Raw genomic sequence first — 12,933 nt, forward strand, 5'->3', positions numbered from 1 at the left:
CCCGCTGAAACAACCGGTCCAGCGCGGCGCTTTCACCCACAACTCTCAATCACGACGCTTGAGTTGCCTGCCCAAAATAAACGTTTCGGACGATTTATCGCGCGACGCCTTTGGCTTGCGCGGCGCGACGATTTTGAATTGATGCTTGAACTTTTCTACTATCTGACTATAGCCGCTGCCATGAAAACATTTGACCAACAGAGCGCCATCGGGCTTCAGATGATTCTGCGAGAAGTCCAGCGCCAGATCGCACAGATGTTCCATTCGCGCTGCATCCGCACTGGCAACACCTGAGAGGTTGGGGGCCATGTCGGAGATTACAAGGTCAACTTGATGGTCTCCGACGATTTCCTTCAGTTGGTCCAGCACCGAGTCTTCGCGGAAATCGCCCTGAATGAAGGTCACGTCGGCGATAGGCTCCATGGGAAGCAGATCGAGCGCAATGATCTTCCCGTCGATCCCGCCTTCGCGCGTTTCACCGCGCTTGGACCCTTTGGCCAATTGGTTGCGCGCGTACTGGCTCCAGCTGCCCGGTGTCGAGCCCAGATCCACGATGATCTGGCCCGGTTTGATCAACTTGTCCTGCTCGTCGATCTCCTTCAGCTTGTACGCTGCGCGCGCCCGGTAGCCCTCGCGCTGCGCGAGCTTCACGTACGGGTCGTTGATGTGGTCGTGCAGCCACGAGTAATTGAAGCGATTTTTTGCCATTAAGAATGAACTCTTGCTGCGTGAAGCTGTGCTTTTAGCGGATAATACGCGTCTAATTCGGGCTGCTGCTCATTTATGAGGCAGCCTTCGTCGATGTGGACAGCCGATTTCGGCGCCGTTGCGCCCTGTGTTTGCCGGAAGCCCAAGGCTGATAAAGTGCTTCGGACCTTTCTGGCAACCGGCGGCGTCCGGGCTCCGGCGATTAAAGATTCGTTAAAATCAAGTCCGTTTGCCCGCCGCACCGCCTCGCGCCGTCCGTCATTTTCTCGAGCAAGGCGTCCGCCCTGCCCGTCTTTGTTTTGCAATCGCGACCGTTCAGCCGCTTTTACGCTACGGCGCCTCTCATTTTAGTCGAGTCCGTTACTTCTCATGCCAGCTCTTAAACTTTCTCCCGCCCAACGCGCCGACCTGCGCTCCCAGGCTCACGCGCTCAAGCCCGTCGTACTCGTTGGCGGCGAAGGGCTGACCGAAGCCGTGCTGGCCGAAATCGAGGTGCACCTCGCAGCGCATCAGCTCATCAAGATTCGCGTTTTCGGCGACGACCGCGAAGCCCGCACAGAGGCTTACGCCGAGATTTGCGACAAGCTGGACGCGGCGCCGATCCAGCAAATCGGCAAGTTGCTCGTCGTGTGGCGGCCGGAAAGCGACGAAGTTGCCAAGCCTTCGCGCGCGGCCGGGGTCCGCGGCGCCAATCGCGTGGCGCCTCCCAGTGCCGGCGAAGCTGCTGCCGAAACGTCGTCGAAAGGACGTGCGCCACGTGTGGTCAAGGTCGTCAAGATCACGCGCGACGCACCTGTGGTCCGCAAGCCGAAGAAGCAAAAACTGCTGGTTCGCGGCAACGAACGTGTGACGGCTGGTGGCAACGTCAAGCGCGCAAAGAAGCGTCTGCCCAGCGCCAAGCGTCACCATCAATCATCGAAATAAGTTTTTCCGGCTTGTCCGGAAAGCAGAAAGCCGGTGTTGCCCGATTACCTCGGGCAACACCGGCTTTTTTTAACCGCGTGCGCGACGTGCTGCGACGCTGGCCGTTTTTCCCTTCGGAACCACTGTTTGCGTGGGAAACCGTCCCGGCGGCAAGCGCCAGAACAACACCAGTCCCAGCACGCTTTCGATCAGATAAAACGCGCTCGACACCCCGTGCAGCAAACCAAAGCGGCTTGCATACGGCGATTGCGCGAGTTCCATCCCGCCTTCCTGTGCCGCCACTCGCAGCGCGCTCATGAACGGTTGCAGCGCGAAATAGCCAACCAGCACACACACCAGCATGGCCGCGATAACCCAGCGGGTTCGCTTGTATTCGACGAAACCCGACCGGACGAGGCGGTTAGCCATCACCAGCAGCACCAGCGCGCACACCACGCCCAGCATGCCTTCGATGCGAAACAGTTGCGCGGCAACCGATCCCGCCGAGGTCCGGTCGAGCATGCTGAACAGCACCGGCGCTGCCACGTACCCCAGCGTCAGCATGCTGCCAACCCAGATCATGGCGACGATCCGAAAGAATCGATGGGCCATCAGACGTACTTGACCGCGATGATTTCGTACGCGCGCGCGCCGCTGGGCGCCTGCACCGACGCCACGTCGCCCTCGCTCTTGCCGATCAGCGCACGCGCGATCGGGGAGCTGATGGAGATCAGCCCATGGTCGATATCCGCCTCGTCGTCGCCGACGATCTGGTAGGTCACTATATCGCCCGTGGCCGTCTCTTCCAGCTCGACCGTCGCACCGAAGATCACCCGGCCGTCAGCTTCCACCGCCGTCGGGTCGATGACTTGCGCGCCGGCCAGCTTCGACTCGATCTCGGCGATGCGGCCCTCAATAAAGCCCTGCTTCTCCTTGGCCGCGTCGTATTCGGCGTTTTCCGACAAGTCGCCCTGCGCGCGCGCTTCGGCGATCGAATTCACGACAGCCGGACGCTCCACGGATTTGAGGCGTTGCAATTCGTCGCGCAGCAGCGCTGCGCCGCGTTTGGTCAAAGGAACTGTGCTCATAAACAACTCATTACGCAAAAATGCAGACGTAAAAAAATTACCGCGGTTAAGTGCATCTCCCGGTAAAAAAGGGAGACGCCGCTTAACCGCGGCCCTTGAAACTTAGAACTTCATTTGGAGACTGCTGATACTGCTGAGACTCGAATCAGAAGCCTTAGTTTAGGCGAGCATGCAGTCCTTGTAAATCATAGACTTCCAGGTCCTTCAGATATCGCAGACCTTCGACCGCCGCGCGAGCACCCGACATGGTCGTGTAGTACGTGACCTTGTTGGCCTGCGCGCTCATGCGGATCGAGCGGGAATCGGCGATGGCGGCACGGGTTTCGTCGACGGTGGTGAAGACCAGCGCAATCTCGCCGTTCTTGATCATGTCCACGATGTGCGGCCGGCCGTCCTTCACCTTGTTGACCACTTTCACCGGCACGCCCGCTGCCTGGATGGCCGAGGCCGTGCCCTTGGTCGCGACAATCGGATAACCCAGTTCATGCAGCATGGTCGCGACGTCCACGGCCTTTTGCTTGTCCGCGTCCATCACGGTCAGCAGCACCGTGCCGCTTTCCGGCAAGCGCGACCCAGCCGCGAGCTGCGACTTGAACAGGGCTTCGCCGAACGTGCGGCCCACGCCCATCACTTCACCGGTCGAACGCATTTCGGGTCCGAGCACCGGGTCGACAGCCGGGAATTTCACGAACGGGAACACCGCTTCCTTGACGCTGAAGTATGGCGGAATCACTTCCTTCGTGATGCCTTGATCGGCCAACTTCTGGCCAACCATCGCACGGGCGGCGATCTTCGCCAGCGGCAAACCGGTCGCCTTCGACACATACGGCACAGTCCGCGACGCACGCGGATTCACTTCGAGCACGTAGATCACGTCCTGCTTCGTGCCGTCTTCACGCGGCACTTGCTGGATCGCGAACTGCACGTTCATCAGGCCGATCACGTTCAGCGCACGCGCCATCGCGCCGGTCTGGCGCTTGAGCTCATCGACTGTTTCCTGCGACAGCGAATACGGCGGCAACGAGCATGCGGAGTCGCCGGAATGCACGCCCGCCTGCTCGATGTGCTCCATCACGCCGCCGATAAACACCGCTTCGCCATCCGAAATACAGTCGACGTCGCATTCGATCGCGTCGTTCAGGAAGCGATCGAGCAGTACCGGAGAATCGTGCGAAACCTTCACGGCTTCGCGCATGTAGCGTTCGAGATCGCGCGGCTCGTGGACGATTTCCATCGCGCGTCCGCCGAGCACGTACGACGGACGCACGACCAGCGGATAACCGATTTCTTCGGCGAGACGCAGCGCCTCGTCTTCGGCGCGCGCCGTGCGGTTCGGCGGTTGACGCAGGTTCAGGGCCTGCAGCAGCTTCTGGAAGCGCTCGCGGTCTTCGGCGGCATCGATCATGTCCGGCGACGTTCCGATGATCGGCACGCCGTTCGCTTCGAGGTCCAGCGCGAGCTTCAACGGCGTCTGACCGCCGTACTGCACGATCACGCCAACTGGCTTTTCCAGCTCGACGATTTCGAGCACGTCTTCCAGCGTCAGCGATTCGAAGTACAGGCGATCGGACGTGTCGTAGTCGGTGGAAACGGTCTCGGGGTTGCAGTTGACCATGATGGTTTCATAGCCGTCTTCGCGCATCGCCAAGGCTGCGTGCACGCAGCAATAGTCGAACTCGATGCCCTGCCCGATCCGGTTCGGGCCGCCGCCCAGCACCATGATCTTCTTTTTATCGGTCGGATTCGCTTCGCACTCTTCCTCGTAGGTCGAGTACATGTAGGCGGTTTTCGTCGCGAATTCGGCCGCGCACGTGTCCACGCGCTTGTAGACCGGACGCACCTTCAATGCATGGCGATGGCGGCGCACGGCCGTCTGATCCGAGCCGAGCAACTTGGCGAGACGTCGATCCGAGAAACCGCTCTGCTTCAGATACAGCATCTCGTCTTTGGTCAGGCTCTCGACCGACCGGCCGCTCAACGCCTTTTCCTTCGAGATGATCTGTTCGATCTGCGCAAGGAACCACGGATCGATCGCCGTTTCTTCGAAGATTTCTTCCGCGGTCAGGCCGAGACGGAACGCGTCGCCGAGGAACCAGATCCGGTCCGGACCCGGCTCGCCGATCTCACGAATCACTTCGTCGCGGCTGGTGGTCTTTTCGTCGAGTCCGTCGACGCCGACTTCCAGGCCGCGCAACGCCTTCTGGAACGATTCCTGGAACGTGCGGCCAATGGCCATCACTTCGCCGACCGACTTCATTTGCGTCGTCAGGCGCGCATCGGCTTCGCGGAATTTTTCGAACGCAAAACGCGGAATCTTGGTGACCACATAATCGATGGTCGGTTCGAACGACGCCGGCGTCTGACCGCCCGTGATCTCGTTCTTCAGCTCATCGAGCGTGTAACCCACCGCCAATTTCGCTGCGACCTTGGCGATCGGGAAACCCGTCGCCTTCGATGCCAGCGCCGACGAGCGCGACACACGCGGATTCATCTCGATCACGACCATGCGGCCGTCTTTCGGGTTGATCGCGAACTGCACGTTCGAGCCGCCCGTATCCACGCCGATCTCACGCAGTACGGCAAGCGACGCGTTACGCAGGATCTGGTATTCCTTGTCGGTGAGCGTTTGAGCCGGCGCGACCGTGATGGAGTCGCCGGTATGCACGCCCATCGGGTCCAGGTTTTCGATCGAGCAGACGATGATGCAGTTGTCCTTGGTGTCGCGGACCACTTCCATCTCGAACTCTTTCCAGCCCAGCAGCGACTCTTCGATCAGCAATTCGCGCGTTGGCGACAGATCCAGTCCGCGACGGCAAATTTCTTCGAACTCTTCCTTGTTGTAGGCAATCCCGCCGCCCGATCCGCCGAGCGTGAACGAAGGGCGAATGACAGTCGGATAGCCGCCACTGCCGGTCAGCGCGGCGATATCCGCCTGCACCTGCAGCGCCTCTTCCATGGAATGCGCGATGCCCGACTTGGCCGAACCGAGGCCAATCTTCGTCATCGCTTCCTTGAACTTCTGGCGGTCTTCGGCTTTATCGATCGCTTCCGGCGATGCGCCGATCAACTCGACCTTGTACTTTTCCAGCACGCCGTGATGAAACAAATCGAGCGCGCAGTTCAGCGCGGTCTGTCCACCCATGGTCGCGAGAATTGCGTCGGGACGTTCCTTGTCGATGATGCGCTCGACGACTTCCCACGTGATCGGCTCGATATACGTGACATCGGCCGTGTTCGGGTCGGTCATGATCGTCGCGGGATTGCTGTTGACGAGAATGACCTTGTAGCCTTCCTCGCGTAGCGCCTTGCAAGCCTGCGCGCCCGAATAATCGAACTCGCACGCCTGACCGATGATGATCGGTCCCGCGCCGATGATGAGGATGCTCTTGATGTCTGTCCGCTTCGGCATAACTGCTCTCAATGATTGTGTTGCTGTGTTCTGGTCTTAAGCTACGACTTTTTGCGCTTCCATCAGCGTGACAAAGCGATCGAACAAGTACGCGATATCGTTCGGTCCGGGCGACGCTTCCGGGTGCCCCTGGAAGCAGAATGCGGGCTTGTCGGTGAGCGCGAAGCCTTGCAGCGTGCCGTCGAACAGCGACGTGTGCGTGACTTTTGCGTTAGCGGGCAGCGTGGCGGCATCGACGGCAAAACCGTGATTCTGCGACGTGATCACCACGCGGCCATTCTCGAGATCCTTCACCGGATGATTCGCGCCGTGATGGCCCGTTTTCATCTTCATGGTCTTCGCGCCGACGGCCAGACCCATGATCTGGTGGCCGAGGCAAATGCCGAACGTGGGGATGCCGCGTTCGATGAACTCGCGCGTCGCGCGGATTGCGTAGTCACACGGTTCCGGGTCGCCGGGGCCGTTCGAGAGAAAGATGCCGTCAGGGTTCAGCGCGAAGGCGTCGGCGGCGGACGCTTCAGCCGGCAACACGGTGACATGGCAGCCGCGCTCGGTCAGCATACGCAGGATGTTGTACTTCACGCCGAAATCGAACGCGACCACGCGAAACTTCGGCGCCTTCTGCTCGCCGTAGCCGCTTTCCAGGCGCCATTCGGCCTGGGTCCATTCGTACTTCTCTTTCGTGGAGACGACCTTGGCGAGATCCATCCCTGACAAACCCGGGAACGAACGCGCGAGCTCGAGGGCTTTGGCTTCATCATCGCCGGCGAGAATGCAGCCGTTTTGGGCGCCCTTGTCACGCAAAATGCGCGTGAGTTTGCGAGTATCGATGTTGGAAATCGCGACGACGTTTTCCGCTTTCAGGTAGTCGGCGAGCGATTGTTCGGAGCGGAAATTCGATGCGAGCACCGGCAGATCCCGAATGATCAGGCCGGCGGCATGGACTTTGGTGGATTCGACATCTTCAGCGTTCACACCGACATTGCCGATATGCGGATACGTCAGCGTGACGATTTGCTGGGCGTAGCTCGGATCGGTCAGGATTTCCTGATAACCGGTGATGGCGGTGTTGAACACCACTTCACCGATAGTGTGACCGGACGCGCCGATCGAGTGACCACGAAAGACCGTGCCGTCGGCGAGTGCGAGGATTGCGGGAGAGAATGACGGCAACACGGGAGGCTCCTTTGGAACACCCTGTTTGCCGACCTGTCATCCGACCGTGGAGTCGCGCGCGGCCGTGAAGTGGCGCGCGCAGACCCGCATCGCGTTCGATTGCGTCGGGCGCAAAACTCGCCTTTTCCTGCCCGTATCGCTCCAGTGACTGGACGCGCGAATCAGGCGTTTGGCGGGATGCGCGCGTGCTGCAAGGCGCGGCGGATGAACGGTAAGTGGGAGGTAGGCGCTAGGGTGTAGGTTGATTTGCTCAAACCTTCGAATTATAGCCCGAAACCGCCCTTCCTTCCAAATTTGAGACACATCGCACGCAAGACGCGTTCCAGGCGAGGCGCTGCGGGCCTTATCCGGCGGCCATGAAGCGATTACGACGCCACGCCGCCGCGCTTTTCAAGAACGCTGCTCGGCAAGACGTACCAGATGGCACTGGCGATTTGCAGCACGATCAAAACACCCCACGCGCTCAGGTGCGCTGCTGCAGGATAGTGGCCGCCTTGGGCAGGCCAGCGTGACAGCATGGCGCCTATGCCCACCTGCAATCCGAAGATCAGGATGAACAGCACCAGCGTGAGCGTGCTGTGCGCGCGGCCAATCATGTGCGTCGGAAAATACTCGGCCATCACCGCGTAGCTGAGGATGCCCGTGCCGCCGAAAATGCCGTAACACGCGATCAGCAATACCGGCGGAATCGGCGCGCGCACGAGCATCAGCACCTGGACGAGCACAAACAGCCCCATGCCGAAGCCGCAGAACGCATAAACGGTAACGCCGCGCTTCTGCAGACTGCGCGCCGCCACGCCGAAACCGACGCAGCCGATCATCATCGCGATACCGAGCACCGATACCAGCAGCGCGGCGTATTGGGCGCTCAGACCCATGACATCGAGGAGATAGGGACGAATCCAGAGCGACTGCATCGCGTAGAAAACGCCTTGCGTGACGACCGAAAACGACGCGATCTTCCAGAACGCGCCGCTGCCCAGGATGTGCCAGGTGCCCTTGAACTGCGTGAGCATATCGGCCTTGCGATGCAGGCCGTCGCGATGCTCCGGCGCGCACAGGTAGATTGCCGCCGCAACCGCGAGCGTCATCGCGACGAGGCCGAAGCAGACGTTGCGCCAGTCGGTCACGCCGAGCAGCATGGCGAGCGGCGAGCCAACCACCACGCCGCCAAGGCCGCCAACCGCCATCACGAGGCCGTTGACCATCGGCAATTGCGCCACGGGCAGAATCTGCGCGAGCGCCTTGAACGCGGCGCTCATGCACACGGATACGCCCACGCCGATCAGCAATCGCCCCAACATCATCGCGCCGATACCGTGCGCCGCGCCAAACACGCCGATCCCGAGCGCTGCGAACAACAGCATGCCTGCGGTGACTCGGCGCGGGCCAAAGCGATCGAGCAACATGCCCACGGGAATTTGCGCGGCCGCGAAGCCGAGAAAATACAGCGAGGTGAGCAAGCCGAGATCCGCACCTGATAAACCCAGATCGTGCGTGATGTAGGGCGCGAAGCCGAGATTCACCCCGCGGAAGACGTACGAGACGAAATATCCGGCGGAAAACAGAAAAAAGACGCGAAGCCGAACAGAAGACGTCATGTGCAGCGCAGGGGCTTTTTGATATGAAGCGGAAGTTTAACGCGCACGCGCAAATGAAAACGCCGTCACCTTGGTGACGGCGTGGGTTCTTGATCGGGTGGACAGGTTATTGTTTCTTCTTGTCTGTCGACTTGGTCGATTTCGATACCGCTGTGGGTTTTACCGCAGCCGATTTGACCGCTTTGGATGGCGCGCTGGATTTTTCGGCAACGCGCGTCACCTTGACCGGGGCGCTCGTTTTGCCGCCACGTGCCGTGCTCTTCGATTCCGGCACGTGCGTGCCGATCTTCGTTACACCACCCTTGTTCCGGCTCGATGCAGCCACCGTTTCCACGTGCACTGGGCCGGGTTCGGCAGGGACCGCGCGCCCAACCGGGACGTGCAGCACGATCAACTGACCGGGCATGACCGAATCGCGGTGAGTACGGTTCCAGCTTTTAACCTGCCCTACCGATACGTTGTAGCGATCGGCGAAAGTCGACATGGATTGTGCGCGGCGAACGCGGATCAGCATCTTGCGGGTATCGGGGACATCCGGCTCCACGGCCAGCATCGCGCTTTCGGCGACATCGGCGCTGATGTCCTCGTCGTCGTCATCGCTGCGCGGCACCACGATGGTCGAGCCCGCCTTCAGCCGCATGCCGGCCGGAATGCGGTTCACCGACATCAGCGTATCCGCGTCCACACCAATCTTCTGCGCGATGACCGCAGGCGTCGCACGCTCGCTCACCGTATAGGTCGTCCACGACGACAAGGCGCCCGAATACGACTTCAGGTTCTTCTGGAAGGCGCTGGCGTTATCGAAGGGAAGCAGGATTTGCGGGCTCGTCGCGCCGAGAATGACCGGCTTGGCAAACGACGGATTGAGCGAGCGGAACTCCTCCACCGTCATGCCGGCAAGCTTGGCGGCCATCGTCACGTCCATGTCGCGCGACGTGGTGACCGTCACGAAATACGGGTGGTTCGGGATGTCCGGCAGCGTCAGGCCGTACATCTGCGGATTCGCAATGATGTTCTTCACCGCCTGCAGCTTCGGGACGTAATTGCGTGTCTCGTTCGGCATCCGCAGGCTTTGATAGTCCGTCGGCAAACCCAGCGCCTCGTTTTTCGCGATCGCGCGCTGCACACTACCCTCGCCCCAGTTGTACGCGGCGAGCGCCAGGTGCCAGTCGCCGAACATGTCGTGGAGACGCGAGAGATAGTCGAGCGCCGCGCTGGTCGACGCCAGCACATCGCGCCGCTCATCCTGAAACATGTTCTGCTTCAGGTTGTAGTCGCGGCCCGTGCCTGGCACGAACTGCCACATGCCGGCGGCCTTCGCGACCGACAGCGCCTGCGGGTTATAGGCCGACTCAATAAACGGCAGCAACGCGAGTTCAGTCGGCATGTGCCGCTGCTCGAGTTCCTCGACAATGTGATACAGGTATTTTTGCGAGCGGCCCGTCATACGTTCGACGTAGTCCGGGCGCTGCGCGTACCAGTTCACCTGCATGTCGACGAGGTCGCTTTGCAGGTCGGGAATCTGGAAGCCGCGGCGGATACGCGCCCACAAATCGCCGTCAGGTCCGGAAAGCGAATCGACAGACGTCTTGTCGATGTTGATCGTTTCCTTGGCGGTGGCGTTCTTGCGGATTGCGTCTGCTACGGCTTGCTGCGTCTGGGCGGAAGGGGGTGAAGAAAGGGAGTTGGTCGCTGTCGGTCCCTGGCTGGCACAAGCAGCCAATGTCAGGACGAGGAGCGCGCTAAAAATCAATCGCATGAACGTCTCGGATTCCAAAAAAATGTGCTTGGAAATTTGGACCCGATAGTACGGAAGCGCACTCACCACGTCAATATAAACGCAAAAAACATAAAAAAATCCGAGGCCTGCAATGGTTTTCCACGTTTCAGATGAAGATAACCGCAGGCATGGTCGGGTTAGCGAAATTTGTCCTTCCAGCCGCGCATCAGTGTGAAAGCATCGAGCCGGTCGCGCACCGGGCGTTCGAACTGCGCGGCGAGCGTGGCCTGCACATTTTTTTCACCGACACGCAGGAACGGATTTGCCTGGCGTTCATGCAGGAGCGTGGTCGGGATGGTCGGCTGGTCGCGCGCGCGCAGTTGTTCCGCTTGCTTCTGCCATTCGGCTAGCGCCGCGTTGTCCGGCTCTGCCGCGCGGGCGAAACGGATGTTCGACAGCGTATATTCGTGTGCGCAGTGAACCAGCGTGGCGTCGGGAAGTGCGGCGAGCGCGTCAAGGGAGTTCAGCATTTGTTGCGGCGTGCCTTCGAAAAGACGGCCACAACCGCTCGCGAACAGGGTGTCGCCGCAAAAAAGATGCGGCGTGCCTTGCGCGTCGTTCGGCTGGAAGTACGCAATGTGTCCGGCAGTATGTCCGGGGACATCGATAACCGAGCATTCCAGCGCCGGACTCGCGATACTGACGTGATCGCCCTGCTTCACACGCCGCGTCAGATGCTCGATAGCCTCGCCAGCCGGGCCGATCACCGGGATTTCCCCATCCACTGATTGGCTAACGAGCAGTTTTGCGACGCCGCCGACGTGGTCGTGATGGTGGTGCGTGAGTAAAATAGCGGTCAGCCGCCAACCGCGTTTCGTCAGATAGGCTTCGACGGGCGCGGCGTCGCCCGGATCGACCACGACGGCATCTTGACCGTCGGATATCAGCCAGATGTAGTTGTCTTCGAACGCCGGAACCGGCACGTACTCAAGCGTTTTCATAAGGCGACTCACCCGAACATGTCAGAGCGAACGATTATAGACTGGCCCGCCTGGACGGTTTCCGCGCCCGGCCGCTACGTGCTCGACTGGGAACAGGCGCAGCTCGACCGCGTGGTATCGGATATCTTCGGCTATCACGCGCTGCAGCTCGGCTTGCCCGGGCTTGACGCGTTGCGTGAGAACCGCATGCCGTATCGTGGGCTCGTGCTCGATACCGCGAGCGCGGCGAGCTCGCCGTTTACACTACCACCGCCGGTTTCGCCCGACGCGCGCCCAGGCGTGACGTCGTTGCCATCGGCAAGCCGTGGCCTGCACGCGCCGGAGGGACGCAGCGCCGTTTGGTGCGATCTGCTCGATTTGCCGTTCGAGGCGCAGAGCGTCGATCTGCTGGTCATGCCGCATACGCTGGAATTCACGAGCGATCCGCATCGGTTGCTTAGAGAGGCCGAACGCGTGTTGATGCCCGAGGGGCAGTTGATCATCCTCGGCTTTAATTCGCTGAGTCTCTGGGGGGCGCGGCAATCGCTCGGCAAGGTTGCTGGCAAGCCGTTCGTCCCTTCCGCACACGAAATGATCGCGTTCACGCGGATCAAGGACTGGATCAAGCTGCTCGGATTCGACCTTGAACGCGGACGCTTCGGCTGCTATCGTCCGCCTCTTCTCACCGAGCAGTGGCTGGCGCGCTATCAGTTCATGGAAGCAGCCGGTGACCGCTGGTGGCCGATCTTCGGTGCTGCCTACATGATCACGGCCATCAAGCGCGTGCGCGGCATGCGCCTGATCGGGCCGCGCAAGCTGAAAAAACCCGCCCTCGCGCCGGGCCTCGCCCCGGTCGCCGCGCCGCATACACGCAACGAGCATTGATGACCTTAGACACTACAGACAAAGTAATCGACATCTATACCGACGGCGCCTGCAAAGGCAATCCCGGCCCTGGTGGCTGGGGCGCGCTGCTACGCTTTGGCGACCAGGAAAAGGAATTGTTCGGCGGCGAAACGCCGACGACCAACAACCGCATGGAACTCATGGGCGTGATTTCGGCGCTCGAGGCACTCAAGCGGCCGTGTCGCGTGGTCATTCACACCGATTCGCAATATGTCCAGAAGGGCATCAGCGAATGGATTCACGGCTGGAAGAAGAAGAACTGGATGACGGCGGCGAAAACGCCGGTCAAGAACGCGGATCTCTGGAGGCGGCTCGATGCGCTTGTTGGTCAGCATCAGATCGAATGGCGCTGGGTGAAAGGCCATTCGGGCCATCCGGAAAACGAACGCGCCGATGCGCTCGCGAATCGCGGCGTGACTTCACTCGCCGAAGGCTAATTTCT

Annotated in this window: 11 protein-coding genes; 3 read left to right on the forward strand and 8 right to left on the reverse strand. The window is 60.7% G+C overall.

All coding sequences use genetic code 11. The annotated features are described in order from the left end of the window. Window positions 1-45: 45 nt before the first annotated feature. Window positions 46-708, reverse strand: coding sequence for an RlmE family RNA methyltransferase (locus EOS_RS00725; RefSeq protein WP_047844687.1), 663 nt, complete (start codon window positions 706-708; stop codon window positions 46-48). A 369-nt stretch (window positions 709-1,077) separates the two neighbouring features. Here EOS_RS00725 and EOS_RS00730 point away from each other — a divergent pair, with 369 nt between their 5' ends. Then, window positions 1,078-1,632, forward strand: coding sequence for a YhbY family RNA-binding protein (locus tag EOS_RS00730; protein WP_047844688.1), 555 nt, complete (start codon window positions 1,078-1,080; stop codon window positions 1,630-1,632). Between the two features lie 69 nt (window positions 1,633-1,701). Here EOS_RS00730 and EOS_RS00735 read toward each other — a convergent pair whose 3' ends face one another. The 7 genes from EOS_RS00735 to gloB form a co-directional block, all read right to left on the reverse strand. Continuing rightward, entirely contained in the window at window positions 1,702-2,223 is a 522-nt protein-coding gene (locus tag EOS_RS00735; protein WP_047844689.1) for a DUF4149 domain-containing protein, read from the reverse strand. Then, window positions 2,223-2,699: a transcription elongation factor GreA gene (gene greA, locus EOS_RS00740; RefSeq protein WP_047844690.1), complete on the reverse strand. Its 477-nt coding sequence runs from the start codon at window positions 2,697-2,699 to the stop codon at window positions 2,223-2,225. The genes EOS_RS00735 and greA overlap by 1 nt, the downstream gene beginning before the upstream one ends. A gap of 154 nt (window positions 2,700-2,853) precedes the next feature. Next, window positions 2,854-6,108 carry a carbamoyl-phosphate synthase large subunit gene (gene carB, locus EOS_RS00745; protein ID WP_047844691.1) on the reverse strand — a complete coding sequence of 1,085 codons (3,255 nt, stop codon included), beginning with the start codon at window positions 6,106-6,108 and terminating at the stop codon, window positions 2,854-2,856. 36 nt (window positions 6,109-6,144) lie between these two features. Next, window positions 6,145-7,284 (reverse strand): glutamine-hydrolyzing carbamoyl-phosphate synthase small subunit, encoded by a 1,140-nt coding sequence (carA, locus tag EOS_RS00750; RefSeq protein WP_047844692.1) that lies wholly within the window; start codon window positions 7,282-7,284, stop codon window positions 6,145-6,147. 365 nt (window positions 7,285-7,649) lie between these two features. After that, window positions 7,650-8,885: an MFS transporter gene (locus EOS_RS00755; protein WP_047844693.1), complete on the reverse strand. Its 1,236-nt coding sequence runs from the start codon at window positions 8,883-8,885 to the stop codon at window positions 7,650-7,652. 106 nt (window positions 8,886-8,991) lie between these two features. Then, window positions 8,992-10,644: a transglycosylase SLT domain-containing protein gene (locus EOS_RS00760; protein WP_047844694.1), complete on the reverse strand. Its 1,653-nt coding sequence runs from the start codon at window positions 10,642-10,644 to the stop codon at window positions 8,992-8,994. Window positions 10,645-10,802: 158 nt separating this feature from the next. Then, the gene (gene gloB, locus EOS_RS00765; RefSeq protein WP_047844695.1) at window positions 10,803-11,606 is read right to left on the reverse strand and encodes a hydroxyacylglutathione hydrolase; all 804 of its coding nucleotides are present in this window, start codon (window positions 11,604-11,606) and stop codon (window positions 10,803-10,805) included. 18 nt (window positions 11,607-11,624) lie between these two features. Between gloB and EOS_RS00770 the strand changes: the two genes are divergently transcribed. Together EOS_RS00770 and rnhA are read left to right on the forward strand one after the other, a co-directional pair. Further along, window positions 11,625-12,470: a methyltransferase domain-containing protein gene (locus EOS_RS00770; protein ID WP_047844696.1), complete on the forward strand. Its 846-nt coding sequence runs from the start codon at window positions 11,625-11,627 to the stop codon at window positions 12,468-12,470. Continuing rightward, window positions 12,470-12,928 carry a ribonuclease HI gene (gene rnhA / locus EOS_RS00775; RefSeq protein ID WP_047844697.1) on the forward strand — a complete coding sequence of 153 codons (459 nt, stop codon included), beginning with the start codon at window positions 12,470-12,472 and terminating at the stop codon, window positions 12,926-12,928. Before EOS_RS00770 ends, rnhA begins: the two co-directional genes overlap by 1 nt. Window positions 12,929-12,933: the final 5 nt, after the last annotated feature.

Origin of the sequence: Caballeronia mineralivorans PML1(12), from assembly GCF_001028175.1 — a bacterium.
GTDB lineage: Bacteria > Pseudomonadota > Gammaproteobacteria > Burkholderiales > Burkholderiaceae > Caballeronia > Caballeronia mineralivorans.